This is a genomic window from Amycolatopsis sulphurea (genome assembly GCF_002564045.1).
Taxonomy (GTDB): Bacteria; Actinomycetota; Actinomycetes; order Mycobacteriales; family Pseudonocardiaceae; genus Amycolatopsis; species Amycolatopsis sulphurea.
Genome location: NZ_PDJK01000001.1, coordinates 758,144 through 781,085, shown reverse-complemented (window position 1 = coordinate 781,085; position 22,942 = coordinate 758,144). Strand labels below are relative to the sequence as shown.

Below are 22,942 nucleotides of genomic sequence, written 5' to 3'. Positions count from 1 at the left end.
TCCGGGGAAACAGGACGGCGAAGCGGTGATTCCCGCCCGGAGTGACCACAGTGGACTCATCGAGCCGGTTCCCGGGCCTCGGCGGGGCGCACCCACGAGGGCAGCCGGGTGGCGCGCGGGTCGGGCACCAGCCCGATCTGGTGCAGCCGGTCCAGCGGGGTCAGCTTGCGCACCCCCAGCCCCGACATCGTGTGCATGACCTCGTGCCGGATCCGGTCGTTGGCCCCCGTGCCCGACAGCGCGCGCCGGCCGGCCCACGACTGGGTCGTGATCATCCGCGCGGCATTGTGGCTGGTCCGGCCGATGTGCGCGAGATCGGCCCGGCGTGCCTCGTCGTAGCGGCGCAACGCGTGGTCGAGCACACCGGCGGCCAGCGTTCCACCTTGACGCACCATCGTGGCCAGCCCGTGCGCGTCGGCGATCGCGCTGTTCATGCCTTGCGCGGCCATCGGGTGCACGGAGTGGCCGCTCTCGCCCACCAGCGCGATTCCCGGCGCCACCAACGTGTTCGCCATCGACCGGGACACCGGCAGCACCTGCCGGCGCGCGAGCCCCGCCCGAAACGCCGCGGCCAGCGGTGCCAGGCCGGCGCATCCGTCGAGCACCCGGTCCGCCCACGCGCCCAGGCCGTCCTGGCCGACCCCGCGCAACTCGTCCGGCGCGACCTGGACGTAGAGCCGGACCCGACGGCCCGGCAACGGATAGTGCAGCCTCAACCCGTCGTCGGCGACGTAGGCCGAGAAGTCCGGCTCGATCTCGTCGACGTCGTGCAGCTCGAACGCCGCCAGGCGATGTGGGTAGTCGTGGCGCTCGGCGCTCAGCCCGGCCGCCGTGCGCAGGCGGGAGGAGACGCCGTCCGCGGCCACGAGGAGCGCCGCGGGGATGTCGCCGTCGTCGCACCGCACGCCGGTCACCCGGCCACCGGACCGCAGCGGTTCCCGGACGCGCACGCCCCGGCGCACCTCGACACCGGGAGGGAGCGCGTCGGTCAGCGCATCGAGAATCGCCTGATAGTCGTGGGCAAGCAGCCACGGCTGCGCGGCCGGGAGCCGACTGTAGTCGAGCACCATACGCGGCGAGCCGTCCGAGTCACGGGCGACCAGGCGCGACAGTCGCATCGCACCGGCTGCTTCGAGTCGCTCGGTCACGCCCCATTCGTCCAGGATCGCCAGCGAGCCCGGCTGCAGCACCTCGCCCTTGGCCACCGGCGCAGGCACGGATTGCTTCTCCAGCACCAGAACCCGCTGGCCCAACCGGCCCAGCGCGCAGGCGGCGGCGAGGCCCGCGACCCCGGCACCGCAGACGACGACGTCCGGCCGGCTCATCGGGCCACCGCCCGATAGCGTCCCAGCGCACGCAACGCCATCCCGTTCGTGAAGCCTGGATTGGCGTAACGGCTGACCCACCGGACGTACTCGTGCACCGGCGCGGGAGTCCACCCGCCCTCGGCGACGCGGGTGTCGAGCAGCCAGCACACGCCGGACGCCACCTCGGCAGGCTTCTCCCCCGCCGCCAGCAGCGCCGACACCGCCCAGCCCGTCTCCTCGGCGGTGCCTGCGGCGCCGTGACCGTCGCCCCACGATCCGTCGTCGTTGCGCGCCCTGATCAGCCACGACCGTGCCCGGCGCGCCACCGGGTCCCCTGCTTTGCCGCAGCGGGCGAGGATCTCCAGCACCGCCGCGGTGCCCATCGTGTGTTCGCGATACCAGACCGACTCGTAGCTGCCATCGGGCCGCTGCGCCCGGCCCAGCCACCGCAATGCCCGGCGAATTCGCTGGTCGCCGACGGGCACTCCCGCGTCGAGCAGAGCGCCGACGGCTTGTGCCGTCGTCATCGGGCACGGACCGCTGTTGGCGACCTTGGTGTTGCGTACGCAGAGTCCCCACGAACCGCGGCTGTCCTGGCGATTGCCGAGCCAAGCCGCACCGACGCGCACGGCCTTGTCCTGTCCACTGCCCGGCAGCTTCGCCAGCACGGAGACGATCTCGCCGGTCTCCAGCACCGCTGGCCAGCCGTGTGCCCCCGACCAGCCCCAGAACCCCGGTGGGCAAGCGAAAGCGAGGAACGGCCGACGCTGTTGCAGGCGCACGAACAGGTCCCTGGACAGCTCCAGCCGGGGGTCATCGCGATAGCCCGCCTCGATCAGGCCGCGCACCGAGTACATCGTCCAGGCGCCGTCCAGCGGGGTCGTCGCCCACGAGCCGTCCGGATGCATGGTGCGCCGGAACCACTGCACGGCCGCGTCGACCATGTCCTGCCCCAGCCCGGCTCGTGCGAGGCCGATGCAGACGAGCCCGGTCACCCAGGCGTCCTCCGACCAGGAGCCGGCGGCGCCCTCGTGCTCGAAGGCCTGCCGGATGACCCGCAGCGCGTTCGGCTCCGCCCGGCGGGCCAGTATCCGCTGCACCCGGGTCAGCGGCCGGTGCCGGGTCTGCGCGAGCCCGAGTGCCGAGGCCATCGGCAGCCGCACGTCGAAAAGCCGCCGGTACAAGCCCGGTACCAGCGCCAGTTCCAGCGGAAACCGGCGCATCTGCTGCGGGGAGAGCCAGCCGGCGAAGCCGTAGAACTGGCGGCACCACATCACGACCTCCGGATGCGGGATCGCCTCCAGGCCGCCATAGTCCGCCATCCACTTCTGCCCGGCGGCGACCTCCGAGGCGTTGCCCTCCGGGTCGATCAGGTGCAACGCCGCCGCCGACACCGCGGTCGTGCCCGGTTCGCTCGGCAGCCCGGGCACCAGCGCCCAGCCGCCGTCCTCGTTGCGCGTGCGGCGCAACCGGTCCACGCCCGCCGCGATCAGGTCCGCGGCGCCGCCGGGGTCCGCGAAGTGCAGCGCGGTGATCGCACCCGCCGTGGCGAGCGTCGAGCGCAGGCTGCTCGCCCCGTAGTCGAACACCCCGTCCGGACGCTGGGCCTCGAACAGTGCCCGCGCCCCTGCGGAGATGGCGGCGTCCAGCTCCTCCACCGTGCCGGTGTGGACCGAGGTCATGGCCTCTCCCCCTTGTTCGGTGTGTCATCCGGGAATTCGTGCCGTGACCGCATCCGGCCCTGCAGGACGAGTGAGAAGACCAGCGCCGGCACCAGCACCAGCAGGGCCACGCCGAGACCGGCCGCGCCGGCCACCACGGCAGAAGTGAGCACCAGCCGTTCCGCGACCAGCAGCTCGTGCGAGCGGAGAGCCCGTCTGGCGGTCAAGGATGCGGGCCGCGCCACCGACAGCGCGCAGCCGCCGATCACCACGGCAACGGCTGCCAGCGTGAGCTGTGCATCGGGCTGCGCGGCGACCAGCGCACCGGCACCGACCGCAGCCGTTCCTGCCACCCACAGCACGGCAGCGAGCCGGACCGCCGCCGTGACGCCGTGACGCACCGGGACCGACCGGTACCCGCCTGCCCGGTCGCCGTCGACGTCCCGCACCGTGCCGATCAGGTTGGACGCGGTGTCGTGCAACAGAAAACCCATGGCCACGGGGAGCAGCTCCAGCGGCGGCCAGGCCACGGCGGTCATCGCGCCGATCGCCAGCGCCAGCGCCGACAACACCCCCCGGCTGAGGTTTCCGCTCAGCCCCAGGCGTTTGAACACCGCGCTGTAGGCGACGATGCCGCTCATCGCCACCGCGAAGATCGGCAGGATGCGCCAGTTCAGCACGACCGCGATGGCCAAGGACGCCACCGCGCAGCCGATTCCCGCGGCCAGCGCCACGGAAGGCGGCATCCGGCCGGACGGAATCGGCCGCTGTGGCTTCGCGATCGCGTCCAGGTGCCGGTCGAGGTGGTCGCCGAGGTAGTGCCCGGAGAGCCAGCCCAGCACCGGGGTCAGCACCGCGACCGCGATCTCGACCGGCCGTCTGCCCCCGGCGACCAGCACACCGGCGAGCCCGAGCAGGGCCGGGTAGCACGTCGTGTACGGCCGCCAGGTCTCCCAGTGCGCCGCCACCCTCCGGCGGGTGACCCCGGGCGCGCGCGCCTCAGTGGTCACGGTCGACGGTGATCTCGGCGATCCGTGAAAGCCGTTCTGCGGCAACGGTTCCCGGCAACTCCGGCAGGCGGGCCACCGCGATGCGGGAGCGCTCGCGCGCGAGGCTGCGAGCGGTGCTCAGCGCACCGCTGCCGACCACCGCGCGCCGCAGCGACTCCAGCGTCTCGACCGGGTCGAGCGTGCCGGAAAGCGCGATCTCGACGGCTTCCCGGTGTTCCCTGCGGCCGTCGCGGTGCGCGATCAGCACCGGCCAGGTCGGCCGGAGATTGGCCGCGTCGCTGACATCGGGCTTGCCGGACTCGCCGGAGTCCAGGTACGGCAGGAGATCGTCGTACATCTGAAAGGCCACGCCGATGTGGTGGCCGTAGTCGCCGAGCAGGTCGGCCTGCTCGGCGGAGCCGCCGCCGAGCAGCGCTCCCGCCCGGCAAGCGGCGCGGAACAGCGCCGCCGTCTTCAACGCGGCGACGTCGAGATAGTCCTCCAGCCGGCTGCCCGGCCCGGCGGCGGACGGCGGCGTCATCAACGACTCCAGCACCTGTCCCCGGCACAGATCGCCGCCCGCGCGGGCGAACTCGTCGACGACCGCCACCACGACCTCGGCCGGTGCGGGACATTCGGCGACCGCCGCGAACAGGTCGAACAGCAGTGCGTCGCCGGTCACGATCGCGTCTGCCACGCCGTAGCGCGCCTGCACCGAGGGACGGCCGCGGCGCAGCTCGTCGCCGTCGATGATGTCGTCGTGCACCAGCGACGCCACGTGCAGGTGCTCGACCGCCACCGCCGCGGGAAGCGCCGTCTCGGCGACTCCGCCGACCGCCTCCGCCGACGTGACCAGCATCAACGGGCGCAACAGCTTGCCCGGCATGGCCATGGCGTAGTGGGTCAGCTCGCCGAACCGGTCTCCGGACGGGGAACGCCGGCGGACCAAGGCGCCGCGGATCACCTCCGAGCGGTCGCCGGCCTGCAGCGCCTCGCTCATCATGCCGGTCACTGCCCGACCTCCTGGACCAGCGGTCTTCCGGCGAACACGCGGGCCGCAGCGAGCACCGCGTCGTTGGCCTCCGGCAGACCGGTGCTCACGCGGACGCCACCGGCGACCTCCCGCACGATCACCCCGCTCGCGGCGAGATGGGCGATGAACTCCTGATTGCGCGGCCCCAGGCGCACCCACACGTAGTTCCCGCCGCTGGGCGGGACATCGAAGCCGAGAGCGACCAGCCCCGCGTGGACCCGGTCCCGTTCTTCAGCCACCTCAAGGCATTGCGCACGCATACGCTCGCCGGCGTCGAGCGCCGCCAGCGCTGCCGCTTGGGCGACGGTGGGCACACGGTAGAACGGCGTCGTCCGACGCAGCGGCCCCACCACCTCTTCCGCTCCGGTGACATAGCCGACGCGCAGGCCGATCAAGCCGTGCGACTTGGAGAAGGTCCGTACCACCGCCAGACGCGGATCGGACAACGTTGTCACGTCGCCGATCGCAGCCGGGTCGGCGAACTCCCGATACGCCTCGTCGACCAGCAGGAGCACATGCGGCGGCAGGGCGTCGAGCAAGGATTCCAGCCACGACACGCCGAGCACTTCCCCGGTGGGATTGTTCGGGTTGCACACCAGCACGACGCGGGTCCGCTCGGTGACCGCCGCGGCAAGAGCAGCGAGATCCTGCCGGTCGTCGGCGTCGCCGGGCACCGCGACCGGCTCGGCCCCCGCATTCCGGATCAGCAGCGGGTAGAGGTCGAACGACGGCCACGCGTGCACCACGGTCGACCCGGGTGCACAGTGCGCGGACAGGAACTGCTGGAGCAATGCCGCGGAACCGGCCCCGGCGACGACCCGGCCGGCCACCGTGCCGAGTTCGGTGGCCAGCCGCCGTTCCAGGCGCGCGGCCAGCGCGTCACCGGTCACGTTGACCGCGGCGAGCGAGCCTTCCAGGGCCTCCCGGACCCCCGGCAGCATAGGCCAATGATTCTCGTTCAACGACAATTGATGAGTAATTCGACTCACTCTGCGAACCTTCCCGACAGCGGGGCACCGAGCCTACGAGCACCGCTAAGAGCACGTCAACACTCCTGGCCACGGAACTTAAATTCTGAAAAAATGAAATCACGCGCGCTGACAACGGTTACTAAATTGCGCGGGGCACATAAGCAAGCTCACGAAAAAGACTGTGCCCCAAGAGGCACATTCTGGGCGTCGAAAGGTCAAGACCATGCCAAGCCACCCGCTCCGCGGCTAACCTCTGCCGCCACACCCCGGAAGGCTGCGAAGGGGCCCTTCACGGACTCTGAGTCCAGGATGTCGGCAAAGTCGGCGTGAGGGGCCCTGCGCCGACCACGGAGGTTCGTGAAGGTCCGCGGAGGCCCGTGAAGGTCCGTGAAGGGCCCCTTCACCGACCCGAGACAGGTCCGGCGCACACCACCAGGTGGTCGCGTATCTCGAACACCACTGCTTCGCCCGCTGCCGGGCGAAATCGACGAAGACGGCAAGCGCCATCGATGACGACGCGGCCGCCACGGCACTCTGCTGATCACGAGTCCTCGACCAACTTTGCCGGGACCCTGGACTCTCGGGCTGTGAAGGGTCCCTTCACGGACTCTGAGTCCGTGAAGGGGCCCTTCACAGCGCCACCTGACCGGTCAGCTGACGAGTGCGGACAGATGCGCGGCGTGGGCCTGCGCCGTCGCCTCGCGCACGGAGGGCACGCAGCCGGCGAGCGGACCTTCGGGAGACCAGGCGAGGACCAGCGTCGAGATCGTCGCCGGGCAGCGCAACGGACGGTAGGCAGTGCCGCGGACGGGCGCGGTCGGCAGAGTGGTCACGGTGAGGATCCCGGCGCCGTGGCCCAGGCTCAGCGCCGCCCATTCGCTGTCCGCGTAACAGAATCGCGGATCGGCGCCGGCATCGGAGAAAGCGGCGAGCACGGTCCTCGTCATCGGTTGCACGGTCTGGTCGAGCAGGACGCATCGGTGCCCGGACAGCATCGAAGGCGTCAGTGTGTCGGTAACGCCGAGTGCGTGTCCCGGCGGGATACCGACGACCAGCGGCTCGGTGGCCACCGGTGCTGAAGTGAAGGTGCCGGGAATGACGGCGTCGCCCGAACCGTTCTGCCGCAGCACCACCAGATCCAGCTCGTCGCGCAGCAGTGCCTCGATCAGCTCGGTACCCGGTTCGGCGACCCGCACGGACAGGTCGGCACCGGGCTTGCGGACATGGACCTCCCGCACCAGCCGGGGCAGCACCGGGGTGGCGACCGCGCCGATCCGGATCAGGTCCGATGCCGCTTCGGCGCTCGCCTGCGCTGCGGCGAGCATCCGGTCGAACTGCGGCACCGCGACCGCGGCGTGTTCCAGCAGCCGCTCACCGGTTTCGGTGAACAGGTTCCCGGCCGTGCCGTCGGTCAGCAGCACGGAGCCGACCGCTCTTTCCAGGCGGTGAATCCGCTGCCGCAGCGTCGCCGGGGTGATGCCGAGCACGGCCGCCGCCGCGGGCACGCTCCCGGCATCGGCGACCGCGACGAGGATCCGCAGCTGCCGCAGCTCGATGTCCACTGTGGACCCGGTGCTCGTCAGCTCGTCCGGGCGGCCAGCCGCGGCCGGCTTTCCCCGGCCACGCGCCGGCCGCCACGCGGCCGGCAGGCCTCGCCGATCACCTCGGCCAGCCGCCCGACGCCGGGGGCGATGCGGCTGTCCTCGCGGTAGAGCAGGAAGTGACTGGTCCGGACCAGCAGCTCCGGGAGGGGCCGGTGCACGACGCCCGGCGCGAGCGGACGCGTCGACTGGATGAGCGTGATGTCGCCTTGGTAGCGAACGATTTCGTCACGCGGGCCGGAGACCGGCACATGGTGGGCGATCACCGGCGAGAAGCCGAACGAACCGCACACCCTGGCGAGGAACTCGCGGCAGCGATCGGGCCCGGTCGAGGAGATCCAGCGCTCGTGTTCCAGCTCGGCGAAACGCACCGAGGGCAGCGCGGCGAGCGGATGCCACTGCGGCAGCATCACCGCCAGCGGATCCTCGGCGAGGTCGATCCGGCCGGTGTTGGCCGGCAGCGGCACCGGGCACTGCTCGGACAGCACCGCGAGGTCGAGTTCCCCGCGGCCGAACCAGCAGAGCATCTCGGCGGTGGAGCCCGCGGTCCGGATCTCGGCCCGGTCGCCGAAGCCGGTGACCTCCAGCGCGTCCAGCAAATGGCCGGACAGCGTGGTTTCCGACCAGCCGACGCGCAGGGCGCCGTCCCGCTGGGCGCGCAGGTGCGAGAGATCCGCGCCGATGCGCGCCGTGCGCGCGAGGATGCCGTCCGCGTAGTCGAGGATCAGCCGCCCGAACGGCGTGACACGGACACCGGTGCGGTCCCGGTCGAACAGCGACCGGCCGAGCGACTCCTCGATCCTGCGCAGCTCACGGCTGAGCGCGGGCTGCGGCAGCACCAGTTCGGCGGCCGCGCGGTTGAGGCTGCCGGCCCTGGCGATCACCTGGAGGTGGCGCAGATGCTTCAGTTCCAGCTCCATGATCATGCACGGTAAGGCAATTCCGGGTGTACCTGCACCGGACGAAAGTGGGACAAGCACCCGACCAAAGTAGGAAAGACTCGCCGTCCCCGGTGCGCACCGGTTCCCGTGCCACGGCATAACCCACTGGCATTACCGGCCTCCGCGGCCCCTGGGCACAGTGATGCCACCACTGCACCACCGTCGGCGGAAATCACCGAAGCGAGACCCCAGAAAGGGGCGCTTTCATGTTCGACGCGACTCCGCTGTCGTCCGGCTGTGCCCGGCTGTATCCCGGCGTGCCGCACGTCTGCATCGGCGTGAGCCCGTTCAACGGGTATTTCACCGCCGAGCGGCTGATCCGGCTCGCCGAGTGGACCGTGGAGCATTTCGCCGACTTCCACTTCTTCGTCCCCGACGACGTCACGGCCTACACCCTCGAAGCGCTGGGTTATCCGCCCGCACGGGCGAAACAGAAGGCCCATCGTCAGTCCTGCCACGTGCACAACAAGATCGCCGCCGCGCTGACCGCCGCCGGCGTGCCCGACCCGGCGACCCGGATCCTCGGCATGGCACGGTTGCGGGAGCTGCCCGCCTACCGCCGCGTCGCCCGGGAAGCGGAGCGGCTGTTCGACACCGACGTCGCTTTCCGGTCCGCCTGTTACGGCGCGTCCACCTGGGTTCTGCAGAACAAAGTCGGAAATCCGCCCGGCGACGACGCACTGCGGCTCGCGGTCCGGTACTTCCTCGCCGAACTGCCGTTGTTCGCCGCCTCCGGGGCGATCACCGGGAACTCCCGCTCGATGTTCGCCTACCACCAGCGGGTACCGTTTCTGGAGAATTTCTTCGATCGGGAATTCGCGCTCCGGCCCGATCCTGGCCAGGGCTTTCTCGTCGTGCGGGAAAGCGCGCTGGAAGTGGCCGGGTCATGACCGATCGTCACGACGATTATTCCCTGACCCGGGTCCCCGAAGCCGCCCGCCGGTCCTGGCCCTCGGTCGCGATCCAGCGGTTCGGCCAGGTCTCCTCCTTCCAGCAGTTCATCGTCGGCGCCCTGCTCGGCTACGGCATGCCGTTCGGGCAGGCCGTCCTGGCCATCACGATCGGTTCAGTGCTGCTGGAGGCGATCACCGTGCTGCTCGGCATCGCCGGGGTGCGCGAAGGCCTGTCGACCTCGGTGCTCGCGCGGTGGGCGGGCTTCGGCCGCAAGGGCTCCGCCCTCGTCGGCCTGCTGGTGGCGGTGAGTCTCGCGGGCTGGTTCGGCGTGCAGAACGGCGTTTTCGCGCACGGCATGCACGCCCTGGGCGGCGGTGTGCCGGAGTGGGTGTGGGCGGTGCTGGGCGGCGTCGTGATCACCGCGATCACCGTCTACGGCTTCCGGCTCATGGCCTGGACGGCCTACCTGACCGTGCCCGCTTTCCTTGTGCTGGCCGGGTATTCCGTGATCGACACGCTGAGCAGCCACGCACTCGGCGACCTGGTGTCCACCCCGCCGCCCGGCCCGCCGCTCTCCCTCGGCGCGGCGACCACGCTGGTGTCCGGGGCGTTCATCCTCGGCGCGCTGATGACCCCGGACATGACCCGGTTCAACCGCACGACCGGCGACGTGGTCAAGCAGACGCTGATCAGCGTGACGCTCGGCGAGTATCTGATCGGGCTGATCGGCGTCCTGCTCGCGCACGCCACGGCGACTTCCGACATCGTCGGCATCATCACCTCCTCCTCGGGGGTGCTGGGCACACTGGTGCTGGCCACCGCGATCCTCAAGATCAACGACTGGAACCTGTACTCGTCGTCGCTGGGCCTGGTCAACGCCGTCGACGTGCTGTTCGGCCGGAAGGTCAGCCGGGTGCGGGTCGTGCTGCTGCTCGGCGCGCTCGGCACCGCCGCGTCCGCGCTCGGCATAGCCGATGACTTCGAGGGTTTCCTCACCACCGTCGGTGTGCTCACGCCGCCGGTCGCCGGGGTGCTCATCGCGGAGTACTTCGTCCTCCGCACCTGCCGTCCGGCCTTCGACGCACTGCGTGCCGGCCGTGCCGTGCCCGGACGGCAACCGGACTGGGCCTCGGCGGCGCTGGTCAGCTGGGGACTGGGCTCGGCGTGCGGGCATTTCCTCGATTTCGGGATTCCCACGATCAATTCGGTGGTCGTGGCGTTCGCCAGCTACCTCGCGGCGAGCCTGCTCCTGCGGGCCCGCCGCCGGACTCCGGAAGGAACGGACATGGTGCCACTGATCGGCCGCGAAGAACTCAAACGCGCGATGGACGAGGGCACGGTCGTCGTGGTCGACACGATGCCGGTCGACTACTACGCACGCGAACACCTGCCCGGCGCCCGCAACATCCCGGGCTTCCCGTACGAACGGGCGGCGGAATTCACCGACGAGCACGCGCCGGCCGTGGTCCCGGACAAGGCCGCCACGATCGTCGTCTACTGCGCCAACACCCCGTGCCGCAACAGCGAGTTCGTCGGCGCCCGGCTGATCGAACTCGGTTACACCGACGTCCGGAAGTACCGCGAGGGGATCGAGGACTGGGTGGCCGCCGGGCACGCCACCGAGTCCGGCCACCAGCACCCGGCGCCACCCGCGCCGGTTCCGGTCAACCACACCGAGTAAAGGAGAGAGAATGGGAACCAGGATTCGCTCGGCGGCGGCCGCGGTCGCGATGGCGGCGGGACTGCTCGGCGGCGTCGCGGTCACCCCGGCGCTCGCCACCCAGGCGCCGTCCTCGGTCGCGCCGCAGGAAGGCGGCGTCATCGACGTGACCTCGGCGAACTACGACCAGGTCATGGAGATGTCCAAGACCAAGCACGTGGTGCTCGACTTCTTGGCCTCCTGGTGCGGGCCCTGCCAGAAGATGGCTCCGTACCTGGAGAAGTACCACGCCGCCGACCAGGACAAGTGGATCTGGGCGAAGGTCGACATGAGCGGGCAGGGGCAGAACAAGGACATCGCGGACAAGTACAACGTCGAGTACATCCCCACGCTGGTGAACATCGACAAGGGGCAGGAGAAGGGCAGCCGCGTCGTCGGCTTCGACGACGGCGGTGCCGAGGACCTGCGTACCTGGCTGAACAACCTCTGACGCGACCGATCGCCGCCGGGGCCACGTGCCCCGGCGGCTTTCCCTTCTCGAAGGATCTGCCATGAAACACCAGCCGAAATCCGCCGTCCTGGTGGCTCTGCTCGCCACCGCGGCCGGAATCCTGCCGACGGTGCCCGCCTCCGCCGCCACCCCTGGTCCCCCTCCGTCCGCCGCGCAGCAGCCGGACGAGGCGGTGTACATCGTGCGGCTCAAGCCGATGGCCGCGGACAAGGCCAAGGTCACCGACGTCGCGAACGCGATGATCGCCAAGTACGGCGGCACGCTGCGCCGCGTCTACTACTCCGTGTCCCAGGCGTTTTCCGTCTCACTGAAGCAAGAACAGCGCACGAAGTACCTCACCGACGCGGCGGTCAGCTCCATCGGGGCCAACCAGGTCTACACCACGGCCGGGACCCAGGCGGACCCGCCGTCGTGGGGACAAGACCGGATCGACCAGGCCGATCTCCCGCTCGATCACAGCTACACCTACCCGAACACGGCCTCGAACGTGCAGGTCTACGTCCTCGACACCGGAGTACGCACCAGCCACGAAGACTTCGGCGGACGCGCACACGCGGCCTTCGATGCCGTCGACCCCGGCGCGACCCCCGGCGGCGAGGACTGCAACGGCCACGGCACCCGCGTCGCCTCGGCCATCGCGGGCAAGCAGTACGGCGTCGCGAAGGAAGCGTCGATCGAATCGGTGCGGACACTGGGCTGTGACGGCAAAGGCACCACCGAGCACATTCTCACCGCGCTGGACTGGGTGAACCTCCACGCCCAGCGCCCGGCCCTGCTGAACCTCAGCTTCGCCGGTCCGGGCGGCTCGGTCGTCGACATCCAGCTGTACAAGATGACCCAGTCGGGCCTGGCGTACACGACAGCCGCAGGCAACGGCGACGGCAATACCGGCGTCAACGCCTGCGACACCACCCCGGCGAGGCAGACCACCGGCATCACCGTCGGCGCCACGGACGATTCGGACCATCGGCTACCGTCGTCGAACTTCGGCAGCTGCGTGGACCTCTACGCCCCCGGCAAGGACATCCACACAGCCGACAGCAGCGACGACACGGCGTCCACCACGGTCTCCGGCACGTCCATCGCATCCGCCGAAGCCGCCGGCGTCGCCGCGATGTACCTGTCCACCCACCCCGACGCCACCCCCGAGGCCCTGACCACCGCCCTGACCTCGGCCGCGACGAAGGACAAGATCGCGGACGCGGGCGAGGGATCGCACAACCTCCTGCTGCACACCGCGTAATCGGTGGGGTGCGGCGGCTGGGGCGTCTGGCCGCCGCACCTGCTGCGGTAGGCCGGGGTACGGGTCCTTGGCGCGGTTGGTGACGCCGGCGTTTGCAGTGGAGTTGCTGCTGCGCCGCCGCGGTTCGAGGGCTTCTGCCTGACTCGCTGGACACCTGGTGAGCCGCCGGGGCCGGAGCGGCCATTACCGGTCTGCTCACCTGCGGTCCTGGGCACAACCTTCTACCCACAGCACGGTGAACTACCACGGTCGCTACCAACCTGTCCCGGCCACGACACCCAACACGCGGCCAGCGGTCCGAGGCACAACCTCCGGCCCGCCCGCCGCCAGGCGGCTGCGGCTCCCCCCAACCACCACCTGCAGCAACACACCTGCAGCCCAGGCCACGACCTGCAGCCAGATCCTCAGCCCCCGGCGAACCGCCCGGTGGCTGCGGCGACCTCACACACCACCTGCGGACAGCACCTCCGCCGCCCTCACCCTCACCTGCTACCCGACCCCCACACCACCTGCCGACAACACCCCGCTGCCCCCGGGCGAACCATCGGACCACTCCCGACCGCACCCGCCCCGCCCCGGCCGCCACGACTGTGGAGACTCGACCATGGACGTCACAACTCCGCCCGGCCGTACCACCGGGCTCCCGCCACGGGTCCTGCCGGCGCTTCTCGCACTGGCCACCGCGGTGTTCCTCGGCTGCCTGACCGAGGTCGTCCCGGCTGGGATCCTGCTTCCCGCCGCGGCCGATCTCGGCGTTTCGCCCGCGGCGGCCGGTCAGCTCGTGACCGTGTACGCGATCACGACCGCCGTGACCGCGCTCCCCCTGACCACGATGTCGGCGCGGATGCCACGGCGGAAGCTGTTGCTCGTGCTGGTCGCCGGGTTCGTGGTGACCAATCTGGTCGTCGCGCTGTCGCCGTGGTTCGCGCTCGTGCTCGTGGCTCGGGTCGTTTCCGGTGCCCTGACCGGAATCCTGTGGTCGCTCGTCGCGAACTACGCGATGCGGCTCGTCCCGGCGGAACGGTCCGGCCGCGCGCTCGCCATCGCGATGGCCGGTACGCCCGTGGGTTTCGCGCTCGGCGTACCCATCGGATCCGCGCTCGGGGAACTCGTCGGCTGGCGCTGGGTGTTCGCCGGAATGGCGTTCACCGCGCTGCCACTTCTGTGGTGGATAACCACGGTCGTCCCACCCCTGCCCGGCGAGGAACCCGGCACGCGGACGCCGCTACGCACCGTGCTGCGTACCCCCGGGCTCCGCCCGCTGCTCCTCCTCGTAGTCACATTCTCCTTGGCACACAACATTTTCTACACCTATTTAGGCCCGTTCTACGCCGACCACGGCCACGCCGCGCTACTGAGCACCGGCCTCCTCCTGTTCGGCGCCGCCACCGTCGCCGGTCTGTGGCTGGTCGGGCTCACCCTCGACCGGCACCCCCGCGCCGTCCTCCTGTGCTGCGCCGCGGTCGCCGCCTGCTGCCTGCTCGTCCTGACCGTCGGCGGCCGGGCAACCGTCCCGCTCCTCGCCGCAAGCACCTTGTGGGGGCTGGCTTTCGGCGGCGCGCCGACGTCTTTCCAGGCCATCACAGCACGGCTGGCCGGCCGCCGCGCCGACACCGCGCAATCCCTGACCATCGCAAGCTGGAACGCCGCTGTCGCCGGCGGAGCCCTGTCCGGCGGAATCCTGCTCGACACGGCTCCCGGCGCGCTGCCTTGGATGGCCATCGCGTTGATGACCGTGCCGATCGTGCTCGCCGGGCGGGTCCTGCCGGGGCGGGAACGGCCGCTACCGTCGTCGGAGGTGTGATGGCGTCCGGGTACGCAGGCTGCCGCCTCCGACGAATCCTCTCGTCGTGGCCGTCGAGCATCTCAGCCCGCTTGCGACCCCGCAAACGCCGAACCCCGTATGCTGACCGGAGACCGCTGAGCAAACTGAAGGAAAACCTGCCACCCGGGGCGTAAAAGCCGAGGTCAGGAAGTGTTCTCCCCGCGCGTGTGGGGGTGGTCCCCAGGCCTACAGCGCTGCGCAGTGGCCGCAAGAGTTCTCCCCGCGCGTGCGGGGGTGGTCCGTTCCCCAGGCCCTCCGCCGGGTTCGACCGCGAGTTCTCCCCGCGCGTGCGGGGGTGGTCCCCCTGAAAAACCAGGGTTGAACCCTGACCATTTGTTCTCCCCGCGCGTGCGGGGGTGGTCCCATACCAGTCACAACGAGCGAGTATCAAAGACCGTTCTCCCCGGCGCATGCGGGGATGGTCCGCACGATGCTCGCCCGCCGCCTCGGCGGGCTTGACCGCCACGAACCGCGCCGTGAACGTCCCGCCGCGCTGCCCGTCCAGCCGGGAGTCCGTGAAGGGGCCCTTCACGGACTCTGAGGCTGTGAAGGGCCCCTTCACAGCCTTTCGCCGGGGTGTCGCGAGAGATCGGGCATGGCTATTCCCGTTCGCCCCGCACATGCGGGGGTGGCCCCGCGGCGATGGCTGCCAACCCGATCGGGCTGATGTTCTCCCCGCGCAAGCGGGGATGGTCCCGTGAATCCGCCGCCGAACACCGCCAGCCGCTGATTCTCCCAGCCCCAACCCTCACCACCTCACCGAGCAGGCGCCACACTGATCAACCCACACCCATACGCCTTCGCCCGCCCCACACCATTCACCAGCGCTGCCGTGAACGCGCCCACATCAGTGACCACCAATCGCCCATCAAACCGCACCGCCTCCACCGTGATCTTCGTCTTCGCGTTCTTCCGCCCGGTGATCGTCGGCACCACCGTCACCGCCACGTCCGGCCGGCCACCGGCCGCGCCCGGAATCACGAAACCATGCCGTTCGCCTTTCCGGACCAGCCAATCGAGCTGGTCATCCGGCTGCCGGTACGGGATGTGCTTGCGTGTCTGCCCGTCACACCGGGTCGGGTTCGCGACCATCCGGAACGTCAGGCACCGGCCGGCGGTCACGGCGTCCAGGACCGGTTGCAGGGAACGGGTCTCGGCCGGCTTGACGAGGTGACCACCGGCGAGGGTGTTCCAGTCGGGCTCGGTGTGGCTCTGCACGTACTGCACGAAACCGCCGCGAAAGCTGTCGAGCCGCCAGAGGACGCCGTGTGCCTGCCGGACTCCCTCGCCTTGCGGGAGTTCGGGATAGGCGGACATGAGGGTGCGGTGCATGTCGTGCACGTTCGCGTAGTCGCGGCGGAAGGTGCGCGATTGGGTGTTGACGGTGAGTCTGCTCAGGAACATCGGGATTCCTCGGCCGGGATCATCGTGGCGGTCAGCGGCACCTCGTCGACGGCCACGGTGCGCTGGCCGTAACGGCGGGCGCCGTCGGAGAAGGAGAGCGGAACGTCGTGCCGCGGTTCGGCGCGAGGATCGTCGGCCGGGCAATCGATCACGGTGCGCAGCTCGACCCGCTGCTGGTCCCCGGCCGCGGACGCGGCGCGTTGGGAATGTTCGAGCCATGGGTACTCTCGCACCATTTCGTCGAGGCTCGTCGAGGCGAGCGTCTTGAACAGCGGCTGAGCGGGCACGAACGCGCGCCGCCCGAAAAACAGCGGCCATCGTGGAGCAGCGACGGCGCTGGCCAGACCGGCGAGCACGTCCCGGGGGCCTTCCATCAGGACGAGAAACAGGGCGTCGGCAAGGTAGTAGCGTTCGCTGACGACGGTGCGGTGGCCGGTGCCCGCCGTGGTCGGGACGTTCTGGGTCGTCTGGAAATCGCGTTCGAGCAGTCCTTCACGGTCGACGCGGACGCCAAGCCGCAGCGCCGCCAGAGCGGCGATCCGTTTCGAGTCGTCGCGCGCGACACCGGAAGCGGCGGCCAGGAGTCCCACGATCCCGGACTTGGTGGGTTCCATCGCAGTGTCGCGCACGACGCCGCGCGAGCGCAGTCCCCAGGACTGCATCGGGGCGTCGATACAGAGCGCGAGCGTGTGGCTCACGCGTCGGCCATCGCCGGGGCGAGCAGGCGTGTGGTGAAGGCGTCGAGCGTGTCGGCGGTGTCGACGCCGTCGGTCTCCGGGACGTCTCCGGTCGCCGAGGCCGCCACCGCGGTGTGGATACCGTCGCTGCCGTAGAAACGGCGGAGTCCGCCGAAATGCTTGAGGAGACAAGCAGTGGACGCGGCCATCAGGTCGTCCGCGACCACCGGGGAGAGGAACGCGTTGGCGAGGTTCCAGGCGCCTCGTTCCCGTACGACGCCAAGGAAACTGCCCGGCATCGTGCGGGCCGCGGTCGTGTTCTGCATGCCGCCGGGAACGGCGTGCACGAACGCGCCGAGCCAGGCTTTCACAGCTCGCGCGGCAAGGTCCGCGTCGCCGCCGAGGTTGGTGTGCAGCTGTTCAAGGTCCAGATTCGCGTAGCGGTAGTAGCAGGCGGCGTTGAAATCGACGGTGCCCAGCATGTCGGCGCCCGATTCGCCGTTCGGCTTGAGGTCGTCGACCGCGGTGTAGAAGTCGAATTCGGTGGCCACGGCGTGGGTCGACAGCGCATGCGCGACCTGGGAGGCGGCGTCGACGTTGAAGTCCTTGTTGTCGGCGATCATGCGGCCGAACAACGCGATGTCCGCAGCCCGGGTCGCATCCAGCAGACGCGCGGCCTGGGCGCGCGCAGCGGCGTCCGGCTTGATCTTGGCCGGCTTCTTGGTGCCGTTCTTCGCCGCGGCCACCGCGAGCAGCGCGTCCCAGCGTTCGCCGCAATAGCCGGCCAGGTACTCGATGGCGTCGCCGCCGACGAACAGGAGGTATTCGGTGAGACCGGTGACCTGGTCGACGCCGAACCCGAGCGACTCCAGCCCGGCGATGACGACCTTACGCGCGTCGGCGGCGTCCTTGCCCTGGCCGCGCAGCACGTCGGCCGCGCTGTCGCACAGGCGTTTCGTGCGGGTCGCGGTCTCGCGTTTCTCCAGGCCGTGCTCGGCGAACAGCAGGCGCGCGGCGCGTTTGAGACTCTGGCTGGAGATCCGGGCGCGCGAGACACCGCCGAATGTCGCGGTCTTGGGCTGGCCGACGTCGTCGCGGTTGAGGTTGCTGACGGGGAAGGACTGCAGCAGATGCAGCTCGATGATCACGGTGTCTCCTCGGAAGGTCGTTCAGTCGTCACAGTGGCGGATGGCCGTTCGGCCGAAACGGCCCGGCCGCCGGTGTGGAAGTCGCGTGCCCACCGCAGCCGGACACGGTGCGCGCTCTCGCCTCGGTAGCCGTCGCCGAGCAGGATCACGAGGTCGTCGAGCAGGCCGGCGTAGTTGACCGCGATGCCGTCCGAGGCCAGCAACCGGATCACCTGCCGCAGATGGTGCGGAAGGCCGCCGCGGTCGCGCAGCAGCAGCTGCTCGAAGCGCCGCGTCGCCGAGTCCTTGCGCTTCTCCCGCAGCGCAAACATCGAGGCGCCAAGGGAACGGCGACCGCCGACGCCGTTCGGGTGGGTCGCGAACAGCCCGGCGACCAGCAGCCAGGCGTCCAGTTCCCCTTCGGGCGGATCGTGGCGGAACACGATGTCCTGTGCGCCGATCCCCGGCTGTCCGGTCAGGCCGCGACGCAGGCCCGCCAGCGTCCGCCGGCATGCGGCGCGAAGTGCCGTGTTCCGCGAATCGAGCCCGGCCTGGAGCCCGTAGAGGCTTTTCACGAACGCCGCGCGGCGTTCGTCGAGGGGTACGGTCACTCGGCATCATCCTTCGTGAGGTACTTGACGATCTGCCCCTCGAACCGCGCCGAGAAGGAACGCAGTCTCTTGTGCAGAGCCGCCTGGTGCTTGCCGAGTGCGCTGAGGCTCCGGCCGGACACGGCGACTGCGGCCGCCCAGTCGTCCGCCACCCGGCGGGCTGTCGATCCGACGGTCCGCTGCCACTCGTCCATGACGCGCCGCTCGCTGCGCCCGGCCGCTCGCGCGGCGTTGAGGTCGCGCAGGAACCGGCCGAACGGGCGCGGCAACACCGGCCAGTACGGGAGATCGATCGACTCGCCCGGCATCGCGTGGAATTCCTTGTGGTACTCCCGCTGCATCGTGCGCAGCGCAGCACCGGCCTCGTCGGCCAGCTCGATCGCGCATCCGACGAGTTTGGCCACCGGATTCTCGTCGTCAGTATCGTTCTGGGCGCGGATCAACGCGACCGGAGCCGGGACCGCCTCCTCGAAATAGGCTTCGACGACGCTGGCGTTCTTGTCGAGCTGCTGCCCGAACATCCGCAGTGTGTAGACGGTCTCGTCCGGGATGCGGCCACGGTCGGTGTGCGTCGCCAGCTCTTTCAGCGCTACCGGGCGCTGCCTGGTCCGTTCCTCGTTCCACGGATCCACCAGCAGCAGTTCGACGCTGTGCCGCCACGCGCCCCGGACCGGGCGGAGCCGGACCGGCAGCATCGGGGCGCCCGGTTTCGGCCGCCCGGCCGGGGTCAGCGGCGTCCGGTAGGCCGCCATCTTCTCCAGGCCGGGCAGCTCGCCGACGAGTTCCGTGCCCGGGCTCAGTACCGCCTCCGCCACCACGGTTTTTCCCGCGCGCACCGTCGGAAAGAGCCGGACGCGGCGCGACGGCCACGTCAGCACGTCCGTCCACCCGCCGCTGCGGCGCTTGTCCGGTTCCGCGCCCGGCACGGGCCGCTCCCACGCCGCGCGATCTCCGGGATCCTCGGGATCGTGCAGCGACGCGTTGAGCAACAGCGTCTCCTTCAGCGTGCGACCCTCCACGAGCACGACCGCGAACCCGTTGCACGGAGCGCGTTTCGAGGATTTGACCTTCGTGGCCGGGGTTTTCATGCCACCCGGGTCGTAGGCGTGCGCGGTGACCAGCCAGCGTGCCGCGGTGCTCGGCGCCAGCTCCACACGATCACCGGCGACCGTGTGGTCGAACAGCGTCACGTTGTTGCCGACCGCCCGATCCGGAATCAGCTTCGCGACCGTCGACCGCTTGGCCTCGGGCAGCTCGGGGCACTGCAGGAACGGCCGCTCAGCATCGAAGAGGTCGAACGAAGCGCCCGACGTGTTCACGTACCTGCCGACAGCATCCGCGTCGAACGACTCCGCCTTCCACAAGTCGCCCCAGTCCGCGTCGTACTCCGGCCCGTACGCACGGTGCAGGAACGCCAGCACCAGCCGGTACAGCGCGGCGGTCATCGGCGGCGTCTCCCCCGCGATCCGGCGGATCTTGTGCGCCTCGGCGAACAGCTCGGCCAGACCGACCTCGTCTTCGCCACCGCCGAGGCGCACCACCGGAATCCAGCGTTGCGTGATCAGATCGAACGGCGCCGTCACGGCTCCTCGCTCCCGTAAACGCCGAACTTCTCGTGATACCGCAGTTCGTGACGCCCGACGCGGCAACGGCCGTCGACGAAGACCAGCGCGCGATGGCGGTCGAGCCAGGGATCCTGCGCGAACTCCGCCGGCACCTCCGACGCCAGCAGCGCCCGCACCACCGCCACGGGCACCGCGGCCGGCGCGATCAGCACGGTCGAGGAGTCCAGCACGTCCTCGCTGTCCGGGCAGATCAGCGTCCGCTCGCCGCCCGGGCCGCTGCGGTAGAGCACCACGCGGACCGACAGCTCCTCGGTACTGTTCTCGTCGTTCACCGGCGCCTGCCCTTGCGCGTGCGGGCCTGCCCCGGCCGTTCGGTCAGTTCTTCCAGCTTCGACACCCGGTGCGGAAACGGAAGACACGCGTGCTCGGCTGCCTTCTGGTCGTTGTCACGGGCGGCTTCCAGCCGTTGCGCGGCGCTGGACCAGCCGCTCTCCCACCCCGCCGGGCACGGGACACGATCCTCGTACACCTTGTCCACCAACTCGGCCATCTTCGGCCACGAATCGATCGACTCCAGATCCTTCACCGCCGCCCAAGTGCGCATCAGCACGCTCCGCGCGTACACGCTGTGCAGATAGCGCGGAAACTCAGGCCCGGCAGACGTGTCGGTCACGCCCGTGATCGCCAGAACCAGGTCTCCTCGCGGCACATTCCGGAGGTGCCGGTGTACGCGGCCCAAGCGCTGAAACAGCGCGTCGATCGGCGCCAAGTCGGTCAGCAACCCGTCGAAGTCGAGATCGAGGCTCTGCTCCAGCACCTGCGTGCCCACCACGATCGCCCGCCGCGGGCGAGTCACCCCCGCGCCGAAGCTCTCACGCAGCGCATTGTCGACCTTCAACCGTTCCGCTCGCGGAAGCGACCCATTGATCGCCAGCAGCAACGGCCGCTCCGCCTCGGGCAGTTCCGCGATCCGCCGCTCCAGCTTCTCGAAGGTATCGATCGCCCGGTAGACCATGTTATGCACGACGGCGACACAGCGGTCCTTCGCGGCTTCGCCCAGCAGCCAGTCCACGACCTCATCGTCCGCGACCTGCTTGAGGTGCACGAGGCGTTCGCGGTTCAACTTCGTCAACCCGGCCCCGTATTCGCGCGGGGCGCCGTGCGCTCCGGCAACCGTCACCCGCGGATACCCCTCGGTCGACGGAGTCACCGGGATCGCCTCCGATCGGCAACCCCGCGCACCCGCCTGCCACGCAGAAACGAGAGCGTGCCGACGTCCGGCCGGCAGCGTCGCCGAGAGCAGCACCACCGGAACGCCCAGTGCGCCGAGCCACACCAGAACCCGCTGCAGCAGCGTCGACATGTACGTGTCGTACGCGTGGACCTCGTCGATCACCACGACTTTCCCGGCCAGGCCCGCCAGCCGGACGAACACGTGGCCACCGCGGAACGCGGCCTTCAACAGCTGGTCGATCGTTCCGCTGCCCAGGACCGCGAGCAGGCTCCGCTTCCTCGTGAACCATGCCCTCGCCGTCGCCGCGGAATCGCCCTCGTCGATGCCGATCTCCGACAGCTTCGCCAGCTCTTCGAGGACCTCACGCGCACCCGCGTGCACCAGGCTCACGCCGGTCTCGTCTCCCAGATGCTCCAGCATCTCGCAGACGACGGTGCGGGTCTGCATGCTCGACGCCTGCGTCGGCAACCCGATGTAGATCCCCGCCAGGTCCAGACGTTGCACCAGCTTCGCCCCCGCCTGCAGCACCGCCTTCGTCTTGCCCTCGCCCGTCGGAGCCTCGACCACTATCAACGCCGGCTCCCGCAACGCGCCGACGACCTCCTCGACGACCTTCTGCACCGGGCGCGGATCCTCCCCGAACAACACCCTGAATCCCGGATCCGGCGGCGGCACCCACGGAGTCAGCCCCAGTCGCGCGACCGCCTTTTCGGCTCGGGCGTGCGCTTCCGTCGCATAGGCTTCGAGGTCGAATTCCGCAGGTGGCGCCTGGAAGTTCGCCTTGTCCGACGCCACCCAATCGCTCACCGTCGTCACCGCCGCCAGCCCCACCGCAGCCGGACGGGACAGGCGGACCTCGCCCCACGGCAACGTCCGTGGGTCGGGCAGCCCGCACAGGGCGGCCAGCCGCATCACCAGCTCCGTCCTCGCCGCCGCCCACGGCTGTTCCCCATGGCTGTTGCGCTCCGACCTGATCTGCTGCACATCCTGGCCCGACGGAAAACACCCATGATGCCCACCGAGCACCGCCGCGAGATCGATCGCGGTTTCCTCCGTCGCACCCCACTCCGACAGCAGATTCCGAAGATGAAATGCGGTGAGAATGCCGTGCGGCGCATCAACCCGTCCGGTCAAGCCCACCGGTTTCGCCACGAACGCGACCGCGCCGCTACCCCACGGACCGATCCGCGCCTTCGCCAGCGAAAGATTCAACGACTGAAACGCCGGCGAGTACTTCCCCAGATCATGCAATCCGCAGAAAAAGGCCACCCAGGACTGCGTATTCTCCAGTGGCCCGAAGGACTCCTCCAGCGCCGTGCGCAGCCTTCCGCGCAGCAGCTTCGGCCCCAGCCGCAGTGCGACCGCGAAGGTGTCGATCGCATGGCACACCAACGGATGACAGCTGTCGGGGAACGCCGACTTTCCCCACGGCTCGACCACTCGCGGGTCGTGGTCGTGCTCTGCTTTCATGCGGCCTCGCCGACTTCTCGATCATGAAAGGGACAAGGCTGGGAACCCTACCTGGCGCGCCAATGGCGATTCACGGGACCTGCCAGTGGCAGAACTGGTGGGTGTTGAATTACCCTGAGTGGCTGTTTCCAGCACTCGGCAGCAGTCTTGAACTCAGGGAGTGCTGCTCCGGCCTTCGCGGCAAAGCGGTACACGGCCCACCCGGCCGTCGGCAAGCA

Annotated in this window: 19 protein-coding genes and 1 pseudogene; 6 read left to right on the top strand and 14 right to left on the bottom strand. The window is 70.0% G+C overall.

The features are described from left to right. Positions 1-56 precede the first annotated feature (56 nt). The 7 genes from ATK36_RS03600 to ATK36_RS03570 all read right to left on the bottom strand — a co-directional run bounded on the left by ATK36_RS03600 (position 57) and on the right by ATK36_RS03570 (position 8,482). Positions 57-1,325 carry an FAD-dependent oxidoreductase gene (locus tag ATK36_RS03600; RefSeq protein WP_098509797.1) on the bottom strand — a complete coding sequence of 423 codons (1,269 nt, stop codon included), beginning with the start codon at positions 1,323-1,325 and terminating at the stop codon, positions 57-59. After that, complete coding sequence (locus ATK36_RS03595) at positions 1,322-2,989, bottom strand: prenyltransferase/squalene oxidase repeat-containing protein (RefSeq protein WP_098509796.1); 1,668 nt, start codon at positions 2,987-2,989, stop codon at positions 1,322-1,324. The genes ATK36_RS03600 and ATK36_RS03595 overlap by 4 nt, the downstream gene beginning before the upstream one ends. Next, positions 2,986-3,978 carry a UbiA family prenyltransferase gene (locus tag ATK36_RS03590; RefSeq protein ID WP_245914285.1) on the bottom strand — a complete coding sequence of 331 codons (993 nt, stop codon included), beginning with the start codon at positions 3,976-3,978 and terminating at the stop codon, positions 2,986-2,988. Before ATK36_RS03590 ends, ATK36_RS03595 begins: the two co-directional genes overlap by 4 nt. Next, on the bottom strand, positions 3,968-4,960 hold the full coding sequence (locus tag ATK36_RS03585; protein ID WP_098510314.1) for a polyprenyl synthetase family protein: 993 nt from the start codon (positions 4,958-4,960) through the stop codon (positions 3,968-3,970). Before ATK36_RS03585 ends, ATK36_RS03590 begins: the two co-directional genes overlap by 11 nt. A 5-nt stretch (positions 4,961-4,965) precedes the next feature. Continuing rightward, positions 4,966-5,979, bottom strand: a complete 1,014-nt coding sequence (locus ATK36_RS03580; protein WP_098509795.1) for an aminotransferase class I/II-fold pyridoxal phosphate-dependent enzyme — start codon at positions 5,977-5,979, stop codon at positions 4,966-4,968. A gap of 632 nt (positions 5,980-6,611) precedes the next feature. Beyond that, positions 6,612-7,523 carry a LysR family transcriptional regulator gene (locus ATK36_RS03575; RefSeq protein WP_098509794.1) on the bottom strand — a complete coding sequence of 304 codons (912 nt, stop codon included), beginning with the start codon at positions 7,521-7,523 and terminating at the stop codon, positions 6,612-6,614. A gap of 17 nt (positions 7,524-7,540) precedes the next feature. Beyond that, the gene (locus ATK36_RS03570; protein WP_170069578.1) at positions 7,541-8,482 is read right to left on the bottom strand and encodes a LysR family transcriptional regulator; all 942 of its coding nucleotides are present in this window, start codon (positions 8,480-8,482) and stop codon (positions 7,541-7,543) included. 227 nt (positions 8,483-8,709) lie between these two features. Here ATK36_RS03570 and ATK36_RS03565 point away from each other — a divergent pair, with 227 nt between their 5' ends. From ATK36_RS03565 to ATK36_RS03545, 6 genes and pseudogenes are all read left to right on the top strand, one after another. Further along, a complete protein-coding gene (locus ATK36_RS03565; protein ID WP_098509792.1) occupies positions 8,710-9,393 on the top strand; it encodes a tRNA-dependent cyclodipeptide synthase in 684 nt (227 codons plus the stop codon). After that, positions 9,390-10,565: pseudogene (locus tag ATK36_RS33230) on the top strand (purine-cytosine permease family protein); the annotation flags it as partial. The gene ATK36_RS03565 and the pseudogene ATK36_RS33230, both read left to right, overlap by 4 nt. Positions 10,566-10,682: 117 nt before the next feature. Further along, the gene (locus ATK36_RS33225; protein WP_245914415.1) at positions 10,683-11,078 is read left to right on the top strand and encodes a rhodanese-like domain-containing protein; all 396 of its coding nucleotides are present in this window, start codon (positions 10,683-10,685) and stop codon (positions 11,076-11,078) included. Positions 11,079-11,088: 10 nt separating this feature from the next. Then, on the top strand, positions 11,089-11,547 hold the full coding sequence (locus ATK36_RS03555; protein ID WP_098509790.1) for a thioredoxin family protein: 459 nt from the start codon (positions 11,089-11,091) through the stop codon (positions 11,545-11,547). Positions 11,548-11,608: 61 nt separating this feature from the next. Then, positions 11,609-12,811 carry a S8 family peptidase gene (locus ATK36_RS03550; protein WP_098509789.1) on the top strand — a complete coding sequence of 401 codons (1,203 nt, stop codon included), beginning with the start codon at positions 11,609-11,611 and terminating at the stop codon, positions 12,809-12,811. Between the two features lie 604 nt (positions 12,812-13,415). Further along, positions 13,416-14,615 (top strand): MFS transporter, encoded by a 1,200-nt coding sequence (locus ATK36_RS03545; RefSeq protein WP_098509788.1) that lies wholly within the window; start codon positions 13,416-13,418, stop codon positions 14,613-14,615. Between the two features lie 777 nt (positions 14,616-15,392). Here the strand turns inward: ATK36_RS03545 and cas6e are convergent. From cas6e to ATK36_RS03510, 7 genes are read right to left on the bottom strand one after another with little or no spacing between them, the layout of a single operon-like run. After that, positions 15,393-16,040: a type I-E CRISPR-associated protein Cas6/Cse3/CasE gene (gene cas6e / locus ATK36_RS03540; RefSeq protein ID WP_098509787.1), complete on the bottom strand. Its 648-nt coding sequence runs from the start codon at positions 16,038-16,040 to the stop codon at positions 15,393-15,395. Continuing rightward, positions 16,031-16,738, bottom strand: a complete 708-nt coding sequence (gene cas5e, locus ATK36_RS03535; protein WP_098509786.1) for a type I-E CRISPR-associated protein Cas5/CasD — start codon at positions 16,736-16,738, stop codon at positions 16,031-16,033. Before cas5e ends, cas6e begins: the two co-directional genes overlap by 10 nt. Then, a complete protein-coding gene (gene cas7e / locus ATK36_RS03530; protein ID WP_098509785.1) occupies positions 16,735-17,865 on the bottom strand; it encodes a type I-E CRISPR-associated protein Cas7/Cse4/CasC in 1,131 nt (376 codons plus the stop codon). The genes cas5e and cas7e overlap by 4 nt, the downstream gene beginning before the upstream one ends. Continuing rightward, entirely contained in the window at positions 17,862-18,455 is a 594-nt protein-coding gene (gene casB, locus ATK36_RS03525) for a type I-E CRISPR-associated protein Cse2/CasB (RefSeq protein ID WP_098509784.1), read from the bottom strand. Before casB ends, cas7e begins: the two co-directional genes overlap by 4 nt. Beyond that, on the bottom strand, positions 18,452-20,038 hold the full coding sequence (gene casA, locus ATK36_RS03520) for a type I-E CRISPR-associated protein Cse1/CasA (protein ID WP_098509783.1): 1,587 nt from the start codon (positions 20,036-20,038) through the stop codon (positions 18,452-18,454). Before casA ends, casB begins: the two co-directional genes overlap by 4 nt. After that, entirely contained in the window at positions 20,035-20,352 is a 318-nt protein-coding gene (locus tag ATK36_RS03515; protein ID WP_098509782.1) for a hypothetical protein, read from the bottom strand. Before ATK36_RS03515 ends, casA begins: the two co-directional genes overlap by 4 nt. Further along, positions 20,349-22,724, bottom strand: a complete 2,376-nt coding sequence (locus ATK36_RS03510) for a CRISPR-associated helicase/endonuclease Cas3 (RefSeq protein ID WP_098509781.1) — start codon at positions 22,722-22,724, stop codon at positions 20,349-20,351. Before ATK36_RS03510 ends, ATK36_RS03515 begins: the two co-directional genes overlap by 4 nt. Between the last annotated feature and the right edge of the window lie 218 nt (positions 22,725-22,942).

What these genes read in the sequence shown, in the direction of transcription:
- ATK36_RS03600 (WP_098509797.1), bottom strand. Translation starts at nt 1,325, where the DNA reads ATGAGCCGGCCGGACGTCGTCGTCTGCGGTGCCGGGGTCGCGGGCCTC.
- ATK36_RS03595 (WP_098509796.1), bottom strand. Translation starts at nt 2,989, where the DNA reads ATGACCTCGGTCCACACCGGCACGGTGGAGGAGCTGGACGCCGCCATC.
- ATK36_RS03585 (WP_098510314.1), bottom strand. Translation starts at nt 4,960, where the DNA reads ATGATGAGCGAGGCGCTGCAGGCCGGCGACCGCTCGGAGGTGATCCGC.
- ATK36_RS03570 (WP_170069578.1), bottom strand. Translation starts at nt 8,482, where the DNA reads ATGGAGCTGGAACTGAAGCATCTGCGCCACCTCCAGGTGATCGCCAGG.
- ATK36_RS03565 (WP_098509792.1), top strand. Translation starts at nt 8,710, where the DNA reads ATGTTCGACGCGACTCCGCTGTCGTCCGGCTGTGCCCGGCTGTATCCC.
- ATK36_RS33225 (WP_245914415.1), top strand. Translation starts at nt 10,683, where the DNA reads ATGGTGCCACTGATCGGCCGCGAAGAACTCAAACGCGCGATGGACGAG.
- ATK36_RS03555 (WP_098509790.1), top strand. Translation starts at nt 11,089, where the DNA reads ATGGGAACCAGGATTCGCTCGGCGGCGGCCGCGGTCGCGATGGCGGCG.
- ATK36_RS03550 (WP_098509789.1), top strand. Translation starts at nt 11,609, where the DNA reads ATGAAACACCAGCCGAAATCCGCCGTCCTGGTGGCTCTGCTCGCCACC.
- ATK36_RS03545 (WP_098509788.1), top strand. Translation starts at nt 13,416, where the DNA reads ATGGACGTCACAACTCCGCCCGGCCGTACCACCGGGCTCCCGCCACGG.
- cas6e (WP_098509787.1), bottom strand. Translation starts at nt 16,040, where the DNA reads ATGTTCCTGAGCAGACTCACCGTCAACACCCAATCGCGCACCTTCCGC.
- ATK36_RS03510 (WP_098509781.1), bottom strand. Translation starts at nt 22,724, where the DNA reads ATGAAAGCAGAGCACGACCACGACCCGCGAGTGGTCGAGCCGTGGGGA.